This is a genomic window from Streptomyces sp. NPDC029164 (assembly GCF_055563995.1).
In genome coordinates this window covers 1-22,782 of the sequence record NZ_JBVHWW010000010.1, presented here as the reverse complement: position 1 = coordinate 22,782, position 22,782 = coordinate 1, and the positions used below count along the sequence as shown (strand labels likewise).

The window sequence follows — 22,782 nt, the reverse complement described above, 5'->3', positions numbered from 1 at the left end:
CGCGGGCGACCGTGGTGCCATGACAGCCAGCGCACGCGACCTCGCCCTCGCCACCCCACCCGGCCGGGACCGGTACGTCGACCTGTTGCGCGCCGCCTCGCTCGGCGCCGTCATCGGCGGGCACTGGCTGATGGCCGCCGTCAGCGGTGACGGGATAGGGAACCTGCTCGCCCTCGTGCCCGGCCTTCAGGTGCTCACCTGGGGGCTGCAGGTCATGCCGGTGTTCTTCTTCGTCGGCGGGTTCTCGCACGCCCTGTCCTACCGCTCCCTGGCCCGCCGCAGCGCCCCCGCGGCCTCCGTCTACGCCGCCTTCCTCCGGGCCCGGCTCCGGCGGCTGCTGCGCCCGACCCTCGTCTTCGTCCTGGTGTGGGCCGCCGCCGCGCTCGCCGTGCAGCTCGCCGGGCACGGCGACGGCCGGCTGACCGGGGCCGCGCTGCGGATGGTCACCCAGCCGCTGTGGTTCATCGGCATCTACCTGGCGATGGTCGCCTTCACCCCGCCCCTGCTGAAGCTGCACGAGCGCCACGGCTGGGGCGCCTTCGCCGCGCTGGCCGGGTCGGCCGCGCTGGTCGACGTACTGCGCTTCGCGTTCGGCGTGCCCTACGTCGAGTTCCTGAACTTCGCCCTCGTCTGGCTCGCCGTCCACCAGCTCGGCTTCCTGCGCGCCGACGGCCGGATCCGCCGGCCCGCCCTCCTCGCCGCCGCGGGTCTGGCCGGGGCCGTCCTCCTGGTGGCGTACGGCCCGTACCCGCTGTCCATGGTCGGGATGCCCGGCGAGAAGGTGTCCAACATGGCGCCGCCCACCCTCGCCCTGCTCGCGCACGGCATGTGGCTCGTCGGCGCCGTCCAGCTGCTCGCCCGGCCCGCCGCCGCCTGGCTGGACCGGCCCCGCGTCTGGCGCGGGGTGGTCGCCGCCAACGGCGTGGCCATGACCGCCTTCCTGTGGCACCTCACCGCCATGCTCGGCGTGTACGGGGCCCAGCTCGCCCTCGGCCTGGACCTGCCGGCCCCGGCCGGCGCCGCCTGGTGGGCGCAGGTCCCCGTACGGATCCTGGTGGCGGCCGCCCTGACGGCCGGCTTCGTCGCGCTGTTCCGCCGCTTCGAGGCCACCCCCGCCGCCCCCGCCACGCCCGCCACCCCGGCCGCCCCGGCCGCCCCCGCCGAGTCGCGCACCGGCACGGCGGGCGGCGCCGGCGGCCTCCTCGCCGCCCTCGGCATCACCCTGTGCCTGCTCGGCATCCTGGGCCTGTCCATGACCGGACTCGGCGGTCTGCTCGACGGCCACAGCGCCACCCTGATCGCCTTCCCGGTCACCGCTCCGGTCGCCATCGGGATGGCCCTCGCGGGCGCCCTGCTCGTGGAACGGTCAGCCCCGGCGCGGAGCGTTAGGCTGGGCAGCTGATCCACACCCTCCCCCAGAGTCCGTCCGGGGGTACCCCACCTGGAGCGCGTCTGATGGCCGTCAATCTGGTCAATGTCGAGGCAGTCAGCAAGGTGTACGGCACACGTACCCTGCTGGACAGCATCTCCCTCGGCGTGTCCGAGGGGGACCGGATCGGCGTGGTCGGCCGCAACGGCGACGGCAAGACCACCCTCATCCGCATGCTCGCCAAGCTGGAGGAGCCCGACACCGGCCGGGTCACCCAGTCCGGTGGCCTGCGCATGGGCGTCCTCACCCAGCACGACTCCCTCGATCCCAAGGCCACCATCCGCCACGAGATCATCCGGGACATGGCCGACCACGAGTGGGCCGGCAACGCCAAGATCCGTGACGTCCTCACCGGACTCTTCGGCGGCCTCGACCTGCCCGGCTTCGGCCAGGGCCTCGACACCGTCATCGGCCCGCTCTCCGGCGGCGAGCGCCGCCGCATCGCCCTCGCCAAGCTGCTCATCGCCGACCAGGACCTCCTGATCCTCGACGAGCCCACCAACCACCTCGACGTCGAGGGCATCTCCTGGCTGGCCCAGCACCTCCAGGACCGCCGCTCCGCGCTCGTCTGCGTCACCCACGACCGCTGGTTCCTCGACCAGGTCTGCACCCGCATGTGGGACGTGCAGCGCGGGGACGTGCACGAGTACGAGGGCGGCTACAGCGACTACGTCTTCGCCCGCGCCGAGCGCGACCGCATCGCCGCCACCGAGGAGTCCAAGCGGCAGAACCTGATGCGCAAGGAGCTGGCCTGGCTGCGCCGCGGCGCCCCCGCGCGGACCTCCAAGCCCCGCTACCGCATCGAGGCCGCCAACGAGCTGATCGCCGACGTGCCGCCGCCGCGCGACAAGTCCGAGCTGATGCGGTTCGCCAACGCCCGCCTCGGCAAGACGGTCTTCGACCTCGAGGACGTCAGCGTGCACGCCGGCCCCAAGGAACTGCTCAAGCACCTCACCTGGCACCTGGGCCCGGGCGACCGCGTCGGCCTCGTCGGCGTCAACGGTGCCGGCAAGACCTCCCTGCTGCGCGCGCTCGCCGAGGCCGCCCGGACCCAGGGCGACGTACAGCCCGCCGCAGGCAAGATCACCGTCGGCAAGACCGTCAAGCTGGCCTACCTCTCGCAGGAGGTCGGCGAACTCGACCCGTCCCTGCGGGTCCTGGAGGCCGTGCAGCGCGTCCGTGACCGCGTCGACCTCGGCAAGGGCCGCGAGATGACGGCGGGCCAGCTGTGCGAGCAGTTCGGCTTCACCAAGGAGAAGCAGTGGACGCCGGTCGGCGACCTCTCCGGCGGTGAGCGGCGCCGGCTGCAGATCCTGCGCCTGCTGATGGACGAGCCGAACGTCCTCTTCCTCGACGAGCCCACCAACGACCTCGACATCGAGACCCTGACCCAGCTGGAGGACCTCCTCGACGGCTGGCCCGGCTCGATGATCGTGATCTCCCACGACAGGTTCTTCATCGAGCGCACCACCGACACGGTGATGGCGCTGCTCGGCGACGAGAGCCTGCGGATGCTGCCGCGGGGCCTGGACGAGTACCTGGAGCGCCGCCGGAGGATGATCGACGCGGCCGCCCCGGCGGCCGTCCCGGCCACCGCCGCCGCGGCGGCGAAGACCGCCGCCTCGGTGGACTCCCGCGCCGCGAAGAAGGAACTCCAGAAGATCGAGCGGCAGCTGAACAAGCTCGCCGACCGCGAGGGCAACCTGCACGCCCAGATCGCCGAGAACTCCACCGACTACGACAAGGTGGCCAAGCTCGACGCGGAGCTGCGCGAACTGCTCGCGGACCGCGACGATTTGGAGATGCGCTGGCTGGAGCTGGCCGAGGAGGCCTAGACCCCCCTCACCCGGCCGGGCCAACTGGCGGGATAACGACGGCATCACGGGCCGGTCCTCCCTTGGGAACAGGGGGCGGACCGGCCCGGTGTTCGAGGGCCGTCAGTGATAGAAAGGTCATCCTCCCGACCCGCCGAAGCCGAAAGCGTGCGCTGATGACCGAGCCGCCCCAGCCGCCGAACCAGCCACCGACTCACTCCGGTTACGGTCACCTGCCCGGCCCGCCGCAGCCGGGGTACGGATACCCGGCGCAGGGCGAGAACCCGTACGCGCAGCAGGCCCCGTACGCGCAGCAGCCGCCCACCGTCCAGCAGCAGCCGCCGGGTTACGGCTACCCGCCGCCCGGGATGCCCGGCATGCCCGGTGCGCCCGGCGGCCCCGGCCTGCCGCCGAAGAAGAAGCGGACCGCGCTGATCGCGGCCTCGGCCGCCGCGGCCGTCCTCGCCGTGGCCGTGATCGGCTACTTCGGCTTCTCCGGGTCCGACGAGGACCCGAAGCCGCCCGTCGCGCAGGAGTCCACCGACGCCAAGCCCTCCGGCTCGCCCTCCGTGGACAAGGGCGACGGCAACGGCAACGGCGCCGGCGGTGACGGGGTCGACTACAACTCCGGCCGCAAGCAGGGCGAGGACAAGGTCCTCTGGTTCAAGACCGCGAAGGTCGACGGTCCCGGCATGGGCGTCGAGTCCGCGGCCCAGTGGGTCGTCGGCGACACCGTCGTCAAGAGCGTCTGGAAGTCCCTCAACGGCTACTCGGTCACCGACGGCAAGGAGAAGTGGACGCTCGCCTTCCCTGCCGCGATCTGCTCCGTCGCCCGGGACACCACCGCCGAAGGCAAGACGGTCGTCATGTACCGCGACGGCGAGGGGGAGAACTCCTCCTGCACCCAGATGCGCGTGGTCGACCTCAAGACCGGCAAGGAGGTCTGGTCGAAGGAGGTGCCCAAGGAAGGGCTCTTCGACATCTTCACCAGCCCCACCCTGGCCATGACCGGCGACACCGTCGCCGTCAGCCGCGGCGGCACCGCCAGCGCCTTCAAGATCAGCAACGGTGACAAGCTCTTCGGCAGCGCCATGGGCACCGGCTGCAAGCCCGACGGCTACGAAGCCGGCAACGGCAAGATGATCGCCCTCGCCACCTGCAGCGACGCGGACGCCTCCGCCGAGGTCCACGGGGTCGACCCCGTCACCGGCCAGAAGAGCTGGGCCTTCCGGCTCCCCAAGAAGTACAAGGTCACCAGCATCTACTCGGTCGACCCGCTCGTCCTCGACATCGGCAACGAGGAGGCCAAGCAGCGCTCCATCGTGGTCCTTGGACCCGACGGGAAGCAGACCGCCACCCTCGCCGGAGAGGGCAGCTTCGCCGTCGGCTGCGGTGACACCGGCCTCTTCCGGGCCCTGACGACCTGCGCCTCGGCCGTCGTCGACGCGGGCACCCTCTACCTCCCCACCGCGGCGCAGACCGGCAAGGCCAACGAGATCGTCGCCTTCGACCTGGCCACCGGCACGACCAAGTGGCGCACCCCGGCCGGCGACAAGCGCACCCTCACCCCGCTCAAGGCCGCCAACGGCCAGCTGATCGCCTACCGCAAGGCAGAGGAAGAACAGGGCGGCGAGGTCATCTCCATCCCGGCCGGCGGCGGCACCCCCACCGCACTCCTGCGCCACCCGTCGGGCCCCGCCGCGCCGATCGAGAGCTCCTTCCGCACCCCGAAGCTCGACTACGTGGACGGGCGGTTCTTCATCTCCGCCTCCCGCCTGCAGGCCAAGGGCACGGACGAGAAGCTCCTGATGGTCTTCGGCAAGTGACAACGCGTCCAACGAGCAGCCCAGTGAGAGGCAAGAGCAACCCATGAGTACCCCGCCGCCCCCCAGCCAGCCGCCCTCCGGCGGCTTCGGCGCGCCGCAGGACCCTCCGCCGGGCGGATTCGGCGCCCCCACGCCGCCCGCCGGACCCCCCGCCCCGCCCGCCGGACCGCCCACGCCGCCGGCCGGACCGCCCGCGCCCGCGCAGCAGCCGGCCGCGCCGCCCGCGTACGGGTACCCGCAGACCGGCCCCGGCTACGGCTACCCGCAGCAGCCCGGCACCCCGCCGCCGTTCGGCGCCCCCGGCACCCCGCCGCCCTACGGTGCTCCCGGCGCCCCGTCGTCCTTCGGCTCGGCCGGTGCCCCGGCGCCCGCCGCCCAGGGCCCGGCCGGCGGCGGCAACGACAAGCGCACCCAGCTGATGATCGTCGGCGCGGCCCTGCTGGCCATCGTCCTCATCGTCGGCGGCGGCCTCTGGTACGCCTCCGGCGACGGTGACGGTGACGGTGACGGCAAGACGGACACCGCGAACAGCGGTCCCGACAAGCCGGGGGAGGACAAGTCCCAGCCCGGCGCGGGCGGCAGCGAGAAGGTGCCCTCCAACGTCAAGTCGAAGGTGCTGGTCAACCAGCCGAGCCCGACGCCGGACGAGATGGTCCAGGTCCCCGGGTCCTGGCTGACCGACTCCACCTACGTCAAGTCCGACGTGTACAAGATCGTCGGCTACAACGTCGTCGACGGCGGCAAGAAGTGGGAGGTTCCCCTCCCCGGTGAGCTCTGCGGCGCGTCCCGGCACGTCACCGACAACAAGGCCGCGGTGATCTTCCGGCCCACGAAGCCCACGCCGGAGGTCAAGTACCCGTCGTGCACCGAGGTCGGCGTCATCGACATGAACGCCGGCAAGCTCCTCTGGACCGGCCAGGCCAAGGGCGCCACCAGCGGTGACAAGCCCGCGTCCTACTACGAGGTCACCGTCAGCGGGCAGACCGTCGCCGCCGGCGGCCCCTCGGGCGGCGCCGCCTGGAGCCTCGCCGACGGCAAGTCCCTGTGGCTGCCCAAGGTCGACGGCGAAGGCTGCCGCGACGTCGGCTACGGCGGCGGCGAGGCCCTCGCCGTCATCCGCAGGTGCGGCCAGAGCTCCAACCAGACCCTGTACGCGCAGGCCCTCGACCCGAACACCGGAGCGCCGCAGTACTCGTACAAGCTCTCCGCGGGCATCGAGACCGCCGGCATCGTCTCCACCAAGCCCCTGATCGTCTCCGCCGACGTCGGCAAGACCGCCAAGAACGCCAGCGGCGTCAGCGACCTCTTCGTCATCGACAACGCGGGCCAGCTGAAGACGCGCATCTCGCTCTCCTCCGGCACCTTCGGCGGTGAGTGCCACACCGAGGTCGAGCGGTGCTCCGGGATGATCGTCGGCAACGGCAAGCTCTACCTGCCCTCGTACGAGCACCAGGGCAAGGACGCCTACGGCAAGACCAACGAGCTGCTCTCCTTCGACCTGGAGACCGGCAAGCAGACCACCGACCGCGCCGACGCGGGCGAGCGGTACAAGCTGTACCCGCTGCGCATGGACGGGTCGAACGTCATCGCCTACAAGGAGCCCCCGTACGACAAGGGCGGCCAGATCGTCAGCATCGACGGCAAGACGATGAAGGAAACCGTCCTGATGGAGAACCCGTCGGACAAGACGACCCAGCGCATCGAGACGGCCTACTCGCCCGAATTCCACGAGTACCGCTACCACAACGGCAAGCTGTTCCTCGCCCGCACCTCGGTCAAGAAGCCGTACTCCGCCACGTCCGACCCGGAGTTCATCTTCACCTCCTTCACCGCGAGCTGATCCGCCCGCACGACGTGCCGCGCGCCGCGCCGAGCCGCAGAAGCCCCCGGAAGGTCCGCCTTCCGGGGGCTTCTGCGCGGTAACCCCCGCGCACCGTCGAACAAGCGTGTAGCTTGCCGGGGCAGAAGGGTGGGGGGTGGGTTCCGCAATGGGCGTACGGGTCGTGGTGGTCGACGAGCACCGGCTCCTGGCCGAGGCGCTGGCCTCTGCCCTGAAACTGCGCGGCCACCGGGTCCTGGCGGCCGCGGCCCCGGCCGCGGGCGCCGCCGAGCTGGTCATCGGACGCGCCCCCGAGGTCTGCCTGTTCGGGACGGCGAGCCCCGCCGAGGCCGGGGTCTTCGAGCCCGTGGCCCGCATCAAGCGGGAGCGCCCGCAGATCGCCGTCGTCGTCCTCGGGCCGGTGCCGAGCCCGCGCGGGATCGCGGCCGCCTTCGCCGCCGGAGCCTCCGGGTACGTACGCCACGACGAGCGCATCGAGGGCGTGGAGCGGGCGCTGGCCAAGGCGCGGGCGGGCGAGGTGGCGATCGCCCCGCAGCTGCTGCAGGGGGCGTTCGCGGAGCTCCTGAACCCGGCCGCCCAGCCCGACGACGAGGGCAGCCGGCTGCTGCGGCTGCTGACCCCGCGCGAGGTGGAGGTGCTGGTGCGGGTCGCCGAGGGCGAGGACACCCGGCTGATCGCCGCGGGCATGGAGATCGCGCCGAGCACCGCCCGTACGCACGTGCAGCGGGTGTTGATGAAGCTGGGCGTGGGATCGCGGCTGGAGGCGGCCGCGCTGGCCGCCCGTACCGGCCTGCTGGACCGGGCGCTGCCGGTGCGGCCGTCCGCGGCCGCCGATTTCCCCGCGGGCGTCGAATCGGGTAAGCCAGTGTCCTAGCACGCGCACGCTCCCGCGCGTGCTCCCCCGCGAGAGGCAGTAGGCGAGTGAGCAAGTACCTGGTAACCGGTGGCGCCGGATACGTCGGCAGCGTGGTCGCGGCCCACCTCCTGGAGGCCGGCCACGAGGTCACCGTCCTCGACGACCTCAGCACCGGCTTCCGCGTCGGCGTCCCGGCGGGCGCCGCCTTCATCGAGGGCCGCATCCAGGACGCCGCCCGCCACCTGGACTCCTCCTACGAGGCGGTGCTGCACTTCGCGGCCTCCTCGCAGGTCGGCGAGTCCGTGGTGAACCCGGGCAAGTACTGGGAGAACAACGTCGGCGGCACGCTCGCCCTGCTCGGCGCGATGCGCGAGGCGGGCGTGCGCAAGCTGGTGTTCTCCTCCACCGCCGCCACCTACGGGGAGCCGACGGAGGGCCTGCTCACCGAGGCCTCGGTGACCGCGCCGACCAACCCGTACGGTGCCTCGAAGCTGGCCGTCGACCACATGATCGCGGGGGAGTGCGTGGCGCACGGCCTGGCCGCGGTGTCCCTGCGCTACTTCAACGTGGCCGGGGCCTACGGCGAGTTCGGCGAGCGGCACACGCCCGAGACGCACCTGATTCCGCTGGTCCTCCAGGTCGCGCTGGGCGAGCGCGAGTCGATCTCGGTGTTCGGCGAGGACTACCCGACCCCGGACGGCACCTGCGTGCGCGACTACATCCACGTCGCCGACCTGGCGGAGGCCCACCTGGCCGCCCTGAAGGCCGCCGCCGGCGGGGAGCACCTGATCTGCAACCTGGGCAACGGCAGCGGGTTCTCGGTCCGCGAGGTCGTCGAGACGGTCCGCAAGGTCACCGGCCGGGAGATCCCCGAGGTCGTCGCCCCGCGCCGGGCCGGCGACCCCGCGATGCTGGTCGCCTCCGCCCGCACGGCGCACGAGCGCCTCGGCTGGACCCCGAGCCGCTCGGACCTGACCGGCATCATCTCGGACGCGTGGAACTTCGCCCGCACGCACACCGCCTGACCCACGGGTATCCCCCCGGAACACCGCTGTCCTGCGCGCCCCCCGCACCTGTCCGGTGCGGGGGGCGCGTGCGTGTGGGCCATGCGCTGCTGCCGGGCGCTGTGCGCGGGCGCCCGGCGTGCACACGCCGGGTGAATTGCCCACCGTGCAACTGCCCGTGGCACACGCCGGTACGGAAGCCGCCATCCGGACCGGTGGTACAGGTGATTTCAAGCCACTACAAAGGCGGTTCAGAACGCCTGCGCCGGAAAATCGCTGGGAAAACTTCTGCTATTCGGCCAACCGTGAGCGGCGCTGGGCCCTACGCTGATGCGTGACACCGGTGGGGGCCGGTGTTGATTCAGGGGTCGAGACAAGTCGGGTACGACGTCCGGTCCGGGGTAGTGCAGAGGTGTCACGGCGGCGGCCGGGGCAGCTGCGGATCACCCGGTCCGGGCGCCGTACCCGCCGTCGTCCGTTCCCCTACCCTTGGGGGTTTTGTGGTTCGTATCCGGGTTCTCGTCGTCGACGATCACCGCATCTTCGCCGAATCGCTCGCAGCCGCGCTCGCGGCCGAGCCGGACGTGGACGTGTCCGCGGCCGGCAGCGGCCCCGCCGCCCTGCGCTGCCTCGAACGCGCGGTGGCCGAGGGCCGCCGCTTCGACGTCCTGCTGGTCGACGCCGACCTCGGCGCGGTCGCCGGGGCAGTGCCCGCCCAGCGGGAGCCGGGCTCGGGGCCACCGCCGCCCGGTTCGGACGGGATCGCGCTGGTCGCCGGGGTGCGGGTGACCCACCCCGGGGTCCGTACGGTCGTGCTCGCCGAGCGCGACGACCCCCGCCGGGCCGCGCACGCGCTGCAGGCCGGGGCATCGGGCTGGGTGGCGAAGGACTGCTCGCTCTCGCGGCTGCTGGCCGTCATCCGCGGGGTGCTGCGCGAGGAGACCCACCTGCCGCCCGCGCTGCTGACCGGAGTGCTCCGGGAGTTGACCGCGGCGCGCAAGCACCGCACGGACAGCGAACGGCTCGTGGAGTCGCTCACCCCGCGCGAGCACGAGGTGTTGCGCTGCATGGTGGCGGGACTGGGCCGCAAGGACGTGGCCGCGCGCCTGTTCCTGTCCCCGCACACCGTCCGCACGCACATGCAGAACGTCCTGGGCAAGCTCGGCGTGCACTCCACGCTGGCGGCGGTGGCGCTGGCCCGGCGGGCCGGCGTACGACCGGCCGACCTAGCCGGGGATGTTGTCGAACGGAGCGGTCAACTGGCGTAGCAGCCCGGCGAGATCACCGCGCTGGTTCTGCGAGAGCTGGGCCAGGATCGCCCGCTCCTGCGCCAGCAGCCCGGCGAGGGCCTGGTCCGCACGGTCCCGGCCCTCGGGGGTGAGCCGCACCAGGACCCCGCGGCGGTCGCTGGGGTCCGGGAGCCGTTCGACGAGGCCCTTCTTGGCGAGCCGGTCGATGCGGTTGGTCATGGTGCCGGAGGTGACCAGGGTCTGGGTCAGGAGCTGGCCGGGGGAGAGCTGGTAGGGCGCGCCGGCCCGGCGCAGGGACGTCAGGACGTCGAACTCCCACGGCTCCAGGCCGTGCTCGGAGAAGGCCAGCCGGCGGGCGCGGTCGAGGTGGCGCGCGAGCCTGCTGACGCGGCTCAGTACCTCGAGCGGTTCCACGTCGAGGTCAGGGCGCTCCCGCCGCCATGCCGCCACCAGTCGGTCGACCTCGTCCTCCATGCCGATCAGTGTAAGGGGTCTGTCGATGTGAAGTCTCTTCATACCAAGTATCTTGACCACAAGTATCTTGACATCGAGATATAAATCGCGCGAGCATGGGGCATGGAGGGGGCCGGAACAGATTCCGCTTCCGACCGCCCCGCCAGCAGGGAGGCTCGAACATGTATTCCGATACCGCGCACTCGGGGACCCCCACGTCCACCGCGCCCTCCGCTCCCACTTGGGATCCCCAGCAGTACCTCCGGCACGCAGGCCACCGCACACGGCCCTTCCTCGACCTCCTCACCCGCATACCCGAGCTCCCCAACCGGCCCGCCCGCATCGCCGACCTCGGCTGCGGCCCCGGCAATGTCACCGCGCTCCTCGCCGACCGCTGGCCCGGCGCCCGCATCACCGGCTTCGACCTCTCCCCGGAGATGCTCCGCCGCGCCACCCAGGAGCACGCCGGTCCCACCACCGGCGGCGGCAGCCTCGACTTCCGCCACGGTGACCTCGCCGGCTGGCTCCCCGAGGAGCCCTACGACCTGATCGTCTCCAACGCCGCCCTGCAGTGGGTCCCCGGCCACGCCGGCTCCTTCGGTGCCTGGATCAACGGCCTGCGCCCCGGCGGCACCTTCGCCTTCCAGATTCCCGGCAACTTCACCGCCCCCAGCCACGCCCTGCTTGCCGAACTGTGCGACACCCCGCGCTGGCGGTCCCGGCTCGCCGGCCACGGCGCCCGCTACATCCATCTCCTCGAACCTGCCGAATACCTTGCCCGGTTCACCGCGCTCGGCTGTGCCGCCGACGTCTGGGAGACCACCTACCACCAACTGCTCCAGGGCCCCGACCCCGTTCTCGACTGGGTCAAGGGCACCGCCTTGCGGCCCGTCCTCACCGCCCTCGGCGAGGACAAGGACGCCGCGGACGCCTTCCTCACCGAATACCGCGACCGGCTGCGCGTGGCCTACCCGAGCGGGCCACGCGGCACCGTCTTCCCGTTCCGCCGGATCTTCGCCGTCGCCCGCAAGGAGGCCTGACCGTGCTCACCGCCGTCGACCACGTCCAACTCGCCGCGCCGCCGGACTCGGAGGACCGGCTCCGCGCCTTCTACACCGACGTCCTCGGCATGACCGAGATCCCCAAACCGCCCGTCCTCGCCACGCGCGGGGGCTGCTGGTTCGCCGCCGGGCCGGTCCAGCTGCACCTCGGCATCGAGGAGGACTTCCGGCCCGCCCTCAAGGCCCACCCCGGACTGCGGGTGACCGGGATCGAGGCGTACGCGAACAGACTGGAGGAACGGGGCGCCAAGGTCGTCTGGGACGACGACCTGCCCGGCCACCGCCGCTTCCACTCCGAGGACCCCGTCGGCAACCGGCTCGAATTCCTTGAAGAGCACGCCCTGGAACCGCAGGCCCTGGAAGAGTGCGGCTGACCCGGCCCGCACCACACGACGGCGCCCCGCCACCGAGTGTCCGGTGACGGGGCGCCGTCGTACGCGCCGCGCTGCTCAGCTCTTGCGACGGCCCACCAGCTGCGGCTTCGACTCCAGGCCGTCCAGCCCGTGCCAGGCCAGGTTGACCAGGTGCGCGGCCACCTCCGCCTTCTTCGGCTTGCGGACGTCCAGCCACCACTGCCCGGTCAGGGCCACCATCCCGACCAGCGCCTGCGCGTACAGCGGTGCCAGCTTGGGATCAAAGCCCCGCGCCTTGAACTCCAGACCCAGGATGTCCTCGACCTGCGTGGCGATGTCACTGATCAGCGAGGCGAAGGTGCCGGTCGACTGCGCCACGGGGGAGTCCCGGACCAGGATCCGGAAACCGTCCGTGTACGACTCGATGTAGTCCAGCAGCGCGAACGCCGCCTGCTCCAGCAGCTCCCGCGGATGCCCGGCCGTCAACGCCCCCGTCACCCCGTCCAGCAGCTGGCGCATCTCCCGGTCCACGACCACCGCGTACAGCCCCTCCTTGCCGCCGAAGTGCTCGTACACCACCGGCTTGGACACCCCGGCCTTCGCCGCGATCTCCTCCACCGACGTGCCTTCGAAGCCCTTCTCCGCGAACAGGGTCCGGCCGATGTCCAGCAGTTGCTGGCGCCGCTCCGCGCCCGTCATCCGCACCCGGCGGCCGCGCCGGGGCTTGTCACTGCTGGAATTACCGCCGTCGATCGCCACGCCCCCCATCATGCCGCTTTCGCGTCGCTTTCCCTGCGCCGGGCATCGATGCGGGCCGCCGACGGCCAGCGCACGTCCGTGGCCCAGCCCAGCTGCTCGCACCAGCGGATCAGCCGCGCGCTGGAGTCGACCTGGCCGCGCAGCACACCGTGGCGCGCCGAGGTCGGATCGGCGTGGTGCAGGTTGTGCCAGGACTCCCCGCAGGAGAGCACCGCCAGCCACCACACGTTGCCGCTGCGGTCCCGGGACTTGAACGGCCGCTTGCCCACCGCGTGACAGATCGAGTTGATCGACCACGTCACGTGGTGCAGCAGCGCGACCCGCACCAGCGAGCCCCAGAAGAACGCCGTGAACGCGCCCCACCAGGACATCGTCACCAGGCCGCCGACCAGCGGCGGGATCGCCAGCGACAGCATCGTCCAGAAGATGAAGTCACGCGAGATCCGCCGGATCGCCGAATCCTTGATCAGGTCGGGGGCGTACTTCTGCTGATCGGTCTGCTCCTCGTCGAAGAGCCAGCCGATGTGCGCCCACCACAGCCCCTTCATCAGCGCCGGCAGCGTCTCACCGAACCGCCACGGCGAATGCGGGTCACCCTCGTGATCCGAGTACTTGTGGTGCTTGCGGTGGTCCGCCACCCAGCGCACCAGCGGCCCCTCCACCGCCATCGAACCCATCACGGCCAGGGCGATCCGCAGCGGCCGCTTCGCCTTGAAGGAACCGTGCGTGAAGTAGCGGTGGAAACCGATGGTGATCCCGTGGCAGGCCAGGAAGTACATGAAGACCATCAGGCCCACGTCCAGCCAGCTCACCCCCCAGCCCCACGCCAGCGGGATCGCAGCCAGCAGGGCCACGAAGGGAACGGTGATGAACAGCAGCAGAGCGATCTGCTCGATGGACCGCTTGTTCTCGCCGCCGAGAGTCGCGGACGGCGCAGTTGTCTCGGAGGATGCCGAGGCACCCTCGATCAGATCGGGACTGGTGGTCATGGGTGTCCCCTGGGGGGTGAGAGAAGTCGGCAGGCTCCCGGTCGCGGACCCTACGGACCCGTAACCTACGGCATCGTAAGTATGGCAAAACCGGGTCCCGAGGCAAGAGGAGCGCGGCCGGGCTCACGACGCGCACGCCGACGGGGCGCGCGCCGCCTGGTGAGACGTCTGCCCGGGCACACGCGTGGGACACCTATCCTGGTCCCGTCGGACAGCGCGGTCCGCACGGGCAGCCCGAGCTGCGCATCAGGAGCGACGATCCCCCGGACGCAGTCCGCGGGGGCATCGGAGCGCGCGGCCGGCAGCCCACCGCCCAGTAGCGCTCGAACACTGCAAGGAGCCGCACCTGTGAGCAGTGCTGACCAGGCCCCCCAGGGCCAGGCCCCCGTCACCCCGGCCGCCACCGCCAACGCGGAGCTGCGCGCGGACATCCGCCGCCTCGGCGACCTCCTCGGGGAGACCCTCGTACGCCAGGAGGGCCAGGAACTCCTCGACCTCGTCGAAAAGGTGCGCGCCCTCACCCGCACGGACGGCGAGGCCGCCGCCGAGCTGCTCGGCGACACCGACCTGGAGACCGCCGCCAAGCTCGTACGCGCCTTCTCCACCTACTTCCACCTCGCCAACGTCACCGAGCAGGTGCACCGCGGCAAGGAGCTGCGCGCCCACCGTGCCGCCGAGGGCGGGCTCCTCGCCCGCACCGCCGACATGCTGAAGGACGCCGACCCCGAACACCTGCGCGAGACGGTCAAGAACCTCAACGTCCGCCCCGTCTTCACCGCGCACCCCACCGAGGCGGCCCGCCGCAGCGTCCTCAACAAGCTGCGCCGCATCGCCGCCCTCCTGGAGGAGCCCGTCACCGGCGCCGGCGACCGCCGCCGCCACGACCTGCGGCTCGCCGAGAACATCGACCTCGTCTGGCAGACCGACGAACTGCGCGTGGTCCGCCCCGAGCCCGCCGACGAGGCCCGCAACGCCATCTACTACCTCGACGAGCTGCACGCCGGCGCCGTCGGCGACGTCCTGGAGGACCTCGCCGCCGAGCTCCAGCGCGTCGGCGTCGAGCTGCCCGCCGGCACCCGCCCGCTCACCTTCGGCACCTGGATCGGCGGCGACCGCGACGGCAACCCCAACGTCACCCCCGACGTCACCCGCGACGTGCTGATCCTCCAGCACGAGCACGGCATCACCGACGCACTCGAACTCATCGACTTCCTGCGCGGCCTGCTGTCCAACTCCATCCGCTACACCGGGGCCACCGAGGAACTCCTCGCCTCCCTCCAGGCCGACCTGGAACGCCTCCCCGAGATCAGCCCGCGCTACAAGCGGCTGAACGCCGAGGAGCCGTACCGCCTCAAGGCCACCTGCATCCGGCAGAAGCTCCTCAACACCCGCGAGCGCCTCGCCAAGGGCACCCCGCACGAGGAAGGCCGCGACTACCTCGGCACCGCCGAGCTGCTCACCGACCTCACCCTCATCCAGACCTCCCTGCGCGAACACCGCGGCGCCCTTTTCGCCGACGGCCGCATGGACCGCACCATCCGCACCCTGGCCGCCTTCGGCCTCCAGCTCGCCACCATGGACGTACGCGAGCACGCCGACGCCCACCACCACGCGCTCGGCCAGCTCTTCGACCGCCTCGGCGAGGAGTCCTGGCGCTACGCCGACATGCCCCGCGACTACCGCGGCAAGCTCCTCGCCAAGGAACTGCGCTCGCGCCGCCCGCTGGCCCCCACCCCGGCGCCCCTCGACGCCGCCGGGCAGAAGACCCTCGGCGTCTTCCTCGCCATCAAGGACGCCTTCGAGAAGTTCGGCCCCGAGGTCATCGAGTCGTACATCATCTCGATGTGCCAGGGCGCCGACGACGTCTTCGCCGCCGCGGTGCTGGCCCGCGAGGCCGGCCTCATCGACCTGCACGGCGGCTGGGCCAAGATCGGCATCGTCCCGCTCCTGGAGACCACCGACGAGCTGCGCGCCGCCGACGTCATCCTCGACGAGATGCTCGCCGACCCCTCCTACCGGCGCCTCGTCTCCCTGCGCGGCGACGTCCAGGAGGTCATGCTCGGCTACTCCGACTCCAGCAAGTTCGGCGGCATCACCACCAGCCAGTGGGAGATCCACCGCGCCCAGCGCCGGCTGCGCGACGTGGCCCACCGCTACGGCGTGCGCCTGCGCCTCTTCCACGGCCGCGGCGGCACCGTCGGCCGCGGCGGCGGCCCCTCGCACGACGCGATCCTCGCCCAGCCCTGGGGCACCCTCGAAGGCGAGATCAAGGTCACCGAGCAGGGCGAGGTCATCTCCGACAAGTACCTCGTCCCGTCGCTGGCCCGCGAGAACCTCGAACTGACCGTCGCGGCCACCCTGCAGGCCTCCGCCCTGCACACCGCGCCCCGCCAGTCCGACGAGGCCCTCGCCCGCTGGGACGCGGCCATGGACACCGTCTCCGACGCCGCCCACGCCGCGTACCGCGCGCTCGTCGAGGACCCGGACCTCCCGTCGTACTTCTTCGCCGCGACCCCCGTCGACCAGCTCGCCGACCTCCACCTGGGCTCCCGCCCCTCCCGCCGCCCCGACTCGGGCGCCGGCCTCGACGGCCTGCGCGCCATCCCGTGGGTCTTCGGCTGGACCCAGTCCCGCCAGATCGTCCCCGGCTGGTACGGAGTCGGCTCCGGCCTCAAGGCCCTGCGCGAGGCCGGACAGCAGGACGCCCTCACCGAGATGGGCGAGCGCTGGCACTTCTTCCGCAACTTCCTGTCCAACGTCGAGATGACGCTGGCCAAGACCGACCTGCGGATCGCCCGCCACTACGTCGACACCCTCGTGCCCGACCACCTCAAGCACGTCTTCACGCGCATCGAGGCCGAGCACGAGCTCACCGTCAACGAGGTCCTGCGCATCACCGGCGGCAGCCGCCTGCTGGACTCCAACCCGGTCCTCCAGCAGACCTTCGCCGTCCGCGACGCCTACCTGGACCCCATCTCCTACCTCCAGGTCTCCCTCCTGGCCCGCCAGCGCGCGGCCGCCGCCCGCGGCGAGGAGGCCGACCCGCTCCTCGCCCGCGCCCTGCTGCTCACCGTGAACGGCGTGGCCGCGGGCCTGCGCAACACCGGCTGAGCCACGGGACCCGGACATGACGGAGCCCCCGCACCGGCCGGTGCGGGGGCTCCGTCATGTCCGTCAGGAGTCGTCCGTCAGGAGTTGTACGTGGACTGCGCGCGCTCCAGGCCCTCCTGGACGAGGCACTCCACCGAGTCGGCGGCCCGGTCCACGAACCAGTCCAGCTCCTTGCGCTCCGTGGAGGAGAAGTCCTTCAGCACGAAGTCCGCGACCTGCATCCGGCCCGGCGGCCGGCCGATGCCGCAGCGGACCCGGTGGTAGTCCGGGCCCATCGACTTCGTCATCGACTTGAGGCCGTTGTGGCCGTTGTCCCCGCCGCCCAGCTTCAGGCGCAGCGTCGGGTAGTCGATGTCCAGCTCGTCGTGGATCGCGACGATCCGGTCCAGCGGCACCTTGTAGAAGTCGCGCAGGGCCGTCACCGGGCCGCCGGAGAGGTTCATGTACGTCATCGGCTTCGCCAGCACCACCCGGCGGTTCGCCGGTCCCGGCGCGCCGATGCGGCCCTCGACCACCTGGGCCCGGGCCTTGTGCGCCTTGAACTTCCCGCCGATCCGCTCCGCCAGCAGGTCGGCGACCATGAAGCCGATGTTGTGGCGGTTGCCCGCGTACTCCGGTCCGGGGTTGCCGAGGCCGACGATCAGCCAGGGTGCCGCGTCGTCCGACATCAAAAGCTCCTTAAGGCCTTGAACGAAGACGACCGCCGTCCCGCTCCAGTGGAGCCGGACGGCGGTCGGTCAGCAACTGCTGAGGGGGGAAGGCGAGGCTCAGGCCTCGGTGCCCTCGGCGGCCTCGGCGGCCGGCTCCTCGGCCTGCGGGGCCACGACCTGCAGAACGGCGATGTCGCCGTCGACGGCCAGGGTGGTGCCCGCCGGGAGGACCAGGTCCTTGGCGTGGATGGTGGCGCCGGCCTCGAGGCCCGCGATGGAGACGGTGACCTCGGTCGGGATGTGGGTGGCCTCGGCCTCGACGGAGATCGTGTTCTGGAGGGTCTCCAGCATGTTGCCGCCGGCGGCCAGGTCGCCCTCGGTGACGATCGCGACGTCGACGGTGACCTTCTCGCCCTTCTTGACGATCAGGAAGTCGACGTGGGAGACCGAGCGCTTCAGCGGGTGCTTCTGCACGGCCTTCGGGATGACCAGCTCGGCGGCGCCGTCGATGTCCAGGGAGATCAGGACGTTCGGCGTGCGGAGCGCCAGCTGCAGGGCGTGGGCGTCGACGTTGACGTGCTTCGGGTCGGTGCCGTGGCCGTAGATGACGGCGGGGGTCAGGGCGTCACGACGGGCCTGACGGGCAGCGCCCTTGCCGAAGTCGGTGCGGACCTTGGCGGAAAGCTTGATCTCGGACATGCTCACTCCTCGTGGGGTGACGGAAAACGGACAGAGTCACCCGGCCGGAACGGCCTGCTACGAAGAGCGCGTCGATAACGGAGCATCCGTACCGGAAACTGGTACGGCCTCCCTCGCCGAGCAACTCGTGGAGTGTACCCGGCAGGGGAGGCCGTACCAAAAAGGATCTACCGCGGAGCGGTTACTGCTGCTCCTCGAAGAGGCTCGTGACCGAACCGTCCTCGAAGACCTCGCGCACCGCGCGCGCGATCATCGGGGCGATCGAGAGCACCGTGATCTTGTCGAGCTCCAGGTCGGACGGGTCCGGCAGGGTGTTCGTGAACACGAACTCGCTGACCTTGGAGTTCTTCAGGCGGTCGGCCGCCGGGCCCGACAGGATGCCGTGCGTGGCCGTCACGATGACGTCCTCGGCGCCGTGCGCGAAGAGCGCGTCGGCCGCGGCGCAGATGGTGCCGCCGGTGTCGATCATGTCGTCGACCAGGACGCAGACGCGGCCCTTGACCTCGCCGACGACCTCGTGGACGGTCACCTGGTTGGCGACGTCCTTGTCGCGGCGCTTGTGCACGATGGCCAGCGGCGCGTCCAGGCGGTCGCACCAGCGGTCGGCGACGCGCACGCGGCCGGCGTCCGGGGAGACGATCGTCAGCTTGGTGCGGTCCACCTTGGCGCCCACGTAGTCCGCGAGGACGTTCAGGGCCGAAAGGTGGTCCACCGGGCCGTCGAAGAAGCCCTGGATCTGGTCCGTGTGCAGGTCGACCGTGAGGATGCGGTCCGCACCCGAGGTCTTCAGCAGGTCCGCGACCAGGCGGGCCGAGATCGGCTCGCGGCCCTTGTGCTTCTTGTCCTGGCGGGCGTACCCGTAGGACGGGATGATCACGGTGATGGAGCGCGCCGACGCGCGCTTCAGCGCATCGATCATGATCAGCTGTTCCATGATCCACTTATTGATCGGAGCCGTGTGGCTCTGGATCAGGAAGCAGTCCGCGCCGCGAGCCGACTCCTGGAAGCGAACGTAGATCTCACCGTTCGCGAAGTCGAAAGCCTTGGTCGGCACGAGGCCGACTCCCAGCTGGTGCGCGACCTCCTCGGCCAGCTCGGGGTGGGCGCGGCCGGAGAAGAGCATCAGCTTCTTCTCGCCGGTCGTCTTGATCCCGGTCACAGCACTGTCTCCTCAGACGTGTTGAAGCTGCTCGCCCCCATGTGCGTCCGTCCCGCACACGGTGAGCCAGCCGAATTGCGTGCACGTATCACGGTACGCCGTCGCGGGCGTACCTGTTTCCGGTCAGTTCACCTCAGTGGCGCTCGGAATCCTCCGAGGCCGCCGACTGCGCCGCCGTGGCGGACGCGCTTCCCGGACGCTTGCGGGCCACCCAGCCCTCGATATTCCGCTGTTGGCCACGGGCCACGGCCAGCGCACCGGGCGGCACATCCTTGGTGATCACGGATCCGGCCGCCGTGTAGGCGCCGTCCCCGATCGTGACGGGAGCCACAAACATGTTGTCCGACCCCGTCTTGCAGTGTGAGCCGACGGTGGTGTGGTGCTTGTGCTCACCGTCGTAGTTCACGAAGACGCTGGCCGCGCCGATGTTCGTGTACTCGCCGATCGTCGCGTCGCCCACGTACGACAGGTGCGGCACCTTGGTGCCCTCGCCGATCGTCGCGTTCTTCATCTCCACGTACGTGCCGGCCTTGGCCTTCGCGCCGAGGTTCGTGCCCGGACGCAGGTACGCGAACGGCCCCACGCTTGCCTGCGGGCCCACGACCGCGCTCTCCGCGACCGTGTTGTCCACCCGGGCGCCCGCGCCCACCGTGGTGTCCTTCAGCCGGCTGTTCGGGCCGACCTCGGCGCCCTCGGCGATGTGCGTGGCGCCCAGGAGCTGGGTGCCGGGGTGCACGAGCGCGTCCTGCCCGAAGGTGACGGTCACGTCCACGAAGGTGCTCGCCGGGTCGACGACCGTCACGCCCGCGAGCATGGCCTGCTCCAGCAGGCGCGCGTTCAGCAGCGCGCGGGCCTCGGCCAGCTGGACGCGGTTGTTGATCCCGAGGATCTGGCGGTGGTCGCTGCCGACGGCCGCGCCGACGCGGTGCCCGGCCTCGCGCAGGATGCCGAGGACGTCGGTGAGGTACTCCTCGCCCTGGCTGTTGTCGGTACGGACCTTGCCGAGCGCGTCGGCGAGCAGGCTGCCGTCGAAGGCGAAGACGCCGGAGTTGATCTCACGGATCGCCCGCTGGGCGTCGGTGGCGTCCTTGTGTTCGACGATGGCCGTCACGGCGCCGCCGGCGTCCCGGACGATCCGCCCGTAGCCGGTGGAGTCCGGCACCTCGGCGGTGAGCACGGTGACGGCGTTGCCGTCGGCCTCGTGCGTCGCCGCCAGCCGCGCCAGCGTCTCGCCGGTCAGCAGCGGGGTGTCGCCGCAGACCACGATCACGGTCCCGTCGACCGGGCCGCCGAGCTCTTCGAGGGCCATGCGGACGGCGTGCCCGGTGCCGTTCTGCTCGTACTGGACGGCGGTGCGGACGCCGGCGTCGATTCCGGCCAGGTGCGCGGTGACCTGCTCCCGGGCGTGCCCGACGACCACGACGAGGTGGGAGGGGTCCAGCTCACGGGAGGCGGCGACCACGTGACCGACGAGCGAGCGCCCGCAGATCTCGTGCAGAACCTTGGGAGTGGCCGACTTCATGCGGGTGCCTTCACCCGCTGCGAGTACGACGACGGCTGCCGGGCGGTTGGCGCTCACGGGGATGCCCTTCGGCTTCGGGGGTGGACCCGTGAAGGATACCGGGGTGCAAAGGAGCCGAAACGAGGGCGGGTAAAGGAGCGGAAATGAAGGCGGGTAAAGGAGCAGGCATGAAGGCGGGTCCCGACCGATGGTCAGGACCCGAGGGGCTGCGCAGCTCCCCTGTCAGGACTCGAACCCGAACATAAGGCACCAAAAGCCTCAGTGCTGCCAATTACACCACAGGGGATGGATCATGGTAAGTCAGGTCGAATCGGACCATTCCGCGATCCGATCAAGCTGGCCGTCCCTACTATGCCGTACCACCCGGCCTCAATGCGACGGTACTCGTGTCCGCCGTTTCGGAGGCGGGGAATGCCGGGGCCCCCGCGGAGGCCGCCCGTACGCTGGACGGCATGACCAGTACGGGGGAAGTGGAAGGCCGCGCTGGGCCGCCGTTGTGGTGGGCGCGGCGACGGGATGCCGTGGCGGACGTGTCGCTCGCCGCGGTGTCGGCCGTGGAGTGCGCGTGGGAGGGCGTGACCTTCGCCCGAGAGGCGGGGCTGCCGGCCGCGGTCGGGGTGGCGTTCGGGTTCGTGGTGGGGGCCACGCTCGTGCTGCGGCGGCGCTGGCCGATCGCCGTGGTGCTCGTGGGCATCGCCGTGGCCCCGGCCGCGATGGGGTTCCTGCTCTCGGTGGTGGGGATGTACTCGCTCGCCTCCTCCGAGGTGCCCCGGCGGATCATCGCCACCCTGGCCTCGATGTCGCTGGCCGCGACCTTCGTGGTGATGTACCTGCAGACCCGCGGGGACGTCGAGGCCGATCCGAAGCTCGTGGTCGCGCTCTCAGGGTTCGTCGCCGTGGCGCTGACCGTGCCGCCGTTGCTGCTCGGGCTCTACATCGGGGCCCGGCGGCGGCTGATGGAGAGCCTGCAGGAGCGGGCGGACTCGCTGGAGCGGGAGCTGTCGCTGCTGGCGGACCGGGCGGAGGAACGGGCCGAGTGGGCCCGTACGGAGGAGCGGACCCGCATCGCGCGGGAGATGCACGACGTGGTCGCGCACCGCGTGTCGCTGATGGTGGTGCACGCGGCCGCGCTGGAGGCGGTGGCGGTCAAGGACCCGGCGCGGGCGGCGAAGAACGCCGCCCTGGTGGGTGACATGGGGCGGCAGGCGCTGACGGAACTGCGCGAGATGCTCGGCGTGCTCAGGGCCGCGCCCAAGCAGGCGGTGGCGGTGGCGGGCGCCGCGCGTGCGGCCGCCGTGGCCCCTGTCCCGGTGGCTTCGGTCGCGCTCGTGGGAGGCGCCGAGGACGGGCCCTCGCTCGACGAGCTGGACGTGCTGGTCGGGCAGTCGCGGGCGGCCGGGATGATCGTGGAGATGCTGGTCCAGGGCGAGGGGGCGGCGTACGCGGCGGAGGTCGAGCAGACGGCGTACCGCGTGGTGCAGGAGGCGCTGACCAACTGCCACAAGCACGCTCCGGGGGCGCGGGTCGTGGTGCGGCTCGCGCATCGGGACGGGGAGGTGGCGATGCAGGTGGAGAACGGGCCGTGCGAGGGGAAGGCGGACGGGGTCGGGCTGCCGAGCGGGGGGAACGGGCTGGTCGGGATGCGGGAGCGGGTGCTCGGGCTGGGCGGGGTTTTCGTGTCCGGGCCGACGGAGGCGGGTGGGTTCAGGGTGTCGGCGGTACTGCCGGTTCGCTAGGCGCTGGCCTTGGCGGGGGGCGGGCGTGCCGTTCCGTGGCCCGTGCGGCGCCGTCGCGGGGGCGCTGCCCCCGTGCCCCCGCGCCTCAAACGCCGGCGGGGCTGGGTTGGGCGCTGCCTGTGCGGGGGCCGGTTGGCTGCGCCGCCGGTTGGCTGCGCCGCTCGGGCCGGGGGTACGGGGGGCCGGTTGTGCCGGGGTCGGGCGCGCGCCGGGGTGTCTCCTCGGGCGCCGAACGTGTCGGGGGGTCGGAGAGATCGGCCTTGTTGTGTTC

At 71.7% G+C, this 22,782-nt stretch carries 18 protein-coding genes and 1 tRNA gene; 11 read left to right on the top strand and 8 right to left on the bottom strand.

What is annotated here, in order from left to right:
* Positions 1–19: 19 nt before the first annotated feature.
* From ACZ4VT_RS11800 to ACZ4VT_RS11770, 7 genes are all read left to right on the top strand, one after another.
* Positions 20–1,402: an acyltransferase family protein gene (locus ACZ4VT_RS11800; protein ID WP_467948707.1), complete on the top strand. Its 1,383-nt coding sequence runs from the start codon at positions 20–22 to the stop codon at positions 1,400–1,402.
* A gap of 53 nt (positions 1,403–1,455) precedes the next feature.
* Positions 1,456–3,264 (top strand): ABC-F family ATP-binding cassette domain-containing protein, encoded by a 1,809-nt coding sequence (locus tag ACZ4VT_RS11795; protein ID WP_467948705.1) that lies wholly within the window; start codon positions 1,456–1,458, stop codon positions 3,262–3,264.
* A gap of 155 nt (positions 3,265–3,419) precedes the next feature.
* Positions 3,420–5,069: an outer membrane protein assembly factor BamB family protein gene (locus tag ACZ4VT_RS11790; RefSeq protein ID WP_467948703.1), complete on the top strand. Its 1,650-nt coding sequence runs from the start codon at positions 3,420–3,422 to the stop codon at positions 5,067–5,069.
* A 43-nt stretch (positions 5,070–5,112) separates the two neighbouring features.
* Complete coding sequence (locus ACZ4VT_RS11785; protein ID WP_467948701.1) at positions 5,113–6,909, top strand: outer membrane protein assembly factor BamB family protein; 1,797 nt, start codon at positions 5,113–5,115, stop codon at positions 6,907–6,909.
* Between the two features lie 148 nt (positions 6,910–7,057).
* Positions 7,058–7,783, top strand: coding sequence for a response regulator transcription factor (locus ACZ4VT_RS11780; RefSeq protein WP_351298841.1), 726 nt, complete (start codon positions 7,058–7,060; stop codon positions 7,781–7,783).
* 47 nt (positions 7,784–7,830) lie between these two features.
* Positions 7,831–8,790: a UDP-glucose 4-epimerase GalE gene (gene galE, locus ACZ4VT_RS11775; RefSeq protein WP_467948700.1), complete on the top strand. Its 960-nt coding sequence runs from the start codon at positions 7,831–7,833 to the stop codon at positions 8,788–8,790.
* Positions 8,791–9,269: 479 nt separating this feature from the next.
* Positions 9,270–10,037 (top strand): response regulator transcription factor, encoded by a 768-nt coding sequence (locus ACZ4VT_RS11770; RefSeq protein WP_362803025.1) that lies wholly within the window; start codon positions 9,270–9,272, stop codon positions 10,035–10,037.
* Here the strand turns inward: ACZ4VT_RS11770 and ACZ4VT_RS11765 are convergent.
* Entirely contained in the window at positions 9,996–10,493 is a 498-nt protein-coding gene (locus ACZ4VT_RS11765; RefSeq protein ID WP_030386194.1) for a MarR family winged helix-turn-helix transcriptional regulator, read from the bottom strand. The genes ACZ4VT_RS11770 and ACZ4VT_RS11765 overlap by 42 nt on opposite strands.
* 161 nt (positions 10,494–10,654) lie before the next feature.
* On the opposite strand from ACZ4VT_RS11765, the gene ACZ4VT_RS11760 reads away from it, so the two are divergent.
* Together ACZ4VT_RS11760 and ACZ4VT_RS11755 are read left to right on the top strand one after the other, a co-directional pair.
* Positions 10,655–11,512: a trans-aconitate 2-methyltransferase gene (locus tag ACZ4VT_RS11760; protein WP_467948698.1), complete on the top strand. Its 858-nt coding sequence runs from the start codon at positions 10,655–10,657 to the stop codon at positions 11,510–11,512.
* A 2-nt stretch (positions 11,513–11,514) separates the two neighbouring features.
* Complete coding sequence (locus tag ACZ4VT_RS11755) at positions 11,515–11,907, top strand: VOC family protein (RefSeq protein ID WP_467948696.1); 393 nt, start codon at positions 11,515–11,517, stop codon at positions 11,905–11,907.
* A gap of 75 nt (positions 11,908–11,982) precedes the next feature.
* Here the strand turns inward: ACZ4VT_RS11755 and ACZ4VT_RS11750 are convergent, their stop codons facing one another.
* Positions 11,983–12,657: a TetR family transcriptional regulator gene (locus tag ACZ4VT_RS11750; protein ID WP_030827526.1), complete on the bottom strand. Its 675-nt coding sequence runs from the start codon at positions 12,655–12,657 to the stop codon at positions 11,983–11,985.
* The gene (locus tag ACZ4VT_RS11745) at positions 12,654–13,634 is read right to left on the bottom strand and encodes an acyl-CoA desaturase (protein ID WP_467948694.1); all 981 of its coding nucleotides are present in this window, start codon (positions 13,632–13,634) and stop codon (positions 12,654–12,656) included. The genes ACZ4VT_RS11750 and ACZ4VT_RS11745 overlap by 4 nt, the downstream gene beginning before the upstream one ends.
* A 348-nt stretch (positions 13,635–13,982) precedes the next feature.
* Between ACZ4VT_RS11745 and ppc the strand changes: the two genes are divergently transcribed.
* Positions 13,983–16,745 carry a phosphoenolpyruvate carboxylase gene (gene ppc / locus ACZ4VT_RS11740; RefSeq protein WP_467948692.1) on the top strand — a complete coding sequence of 921 codons (2,763 nt, stop codon included), beginning with the start codon at positions 13,983–13,985 and terminating at the stop codon, positions 16,743–16,745.
* Between the two features lie 77 nt (positions 16,746–16,822).
* On the opposite strand, the gene pth is transcribed toward ppc, so the two are convergent.
* The 5 genes from pth to ACZ4VT_RS11715 all read right to left on the bottom strand — a co-directional run bounded on the left by pth (position 16,823) and on the right by ACZ4VT_RS11715 (position 21,061).
* Positions 16,823–17,413, bottom strand: coding sequence for an aminoacyl-tRNA hydrolase (gene pth, locus ACZ4VT_RS11735; RefSeq protein ID WP_467948690.1), 591 nt, complete (start codon positions 17,411–17,413; stop codon positions 16,823–16,825).
* Positions 17,414–17,512: 99 nt separating this feature from the next.
* Positions 17,513–18,094, bottom strand: coding sequence for a 50S ribosomal protein L25/general stress protein Ctc (locus tag ACZ4VT_RS11730; RefSeq protein WP_467948688.1), 582 nt, complete (start codon positions 18,092–18,094; stop codon positions 17,513–17,515).
* Positions 18,095–18,275: 181 nt separating this feature from the next.
* A complete protein-coding gene (locus ACZ4VT_RS11725) occupies positions 18,276–19,253 on the bottom strand; it encodes a ribose-phosphate diphosphokinase (protein WP_030723354.1) in 978 nt (325 codons plus the stop codon).
* Between the two features lie 133 nt (positions 19,254–19,386).
* Positions 19,387–20,832 (bottom strand): bifunctional UDP-N-acetylglucosamine diphosphorylase/glucosamine-1-phosphate N-acetyltransferase GlmU, encoded by a 1,446-nt coding sequence (glmU, locus tag ACZ4VT_RS11720; RefSeq protein WP_467948686.1) that lies wholly within the window; start codon positions 20,830–20,832, stop codon positions 19,387–19,389.
* 157 nt (positions 20,833–20,989) lie between these two features.
* Positions 20,990–21,061 (bottom strand) — tRNA-Gln (locus tag ACZ4VT_RS11715).
* A gap of 166 nt (positions 21,062–21,227) precedes the next feature.
* On the opposite strand from ACZ4VT_RS11715, the gene ACZ4VT_RS11710 reads away from it, so the two are divergent.
* Complete coding sequence (locus tag ACZ4VT_RS11710; RefSeq protein WP_467948684.1) at positions 21,228–22,511, top strand: sensor histidine kinase; 1,284 nt, start codon at positions 21,228–21,230, stop codon at positions 22,509–22,511.
* Positions 22,512–22,782: the final 271 nt, after the last annotated feature.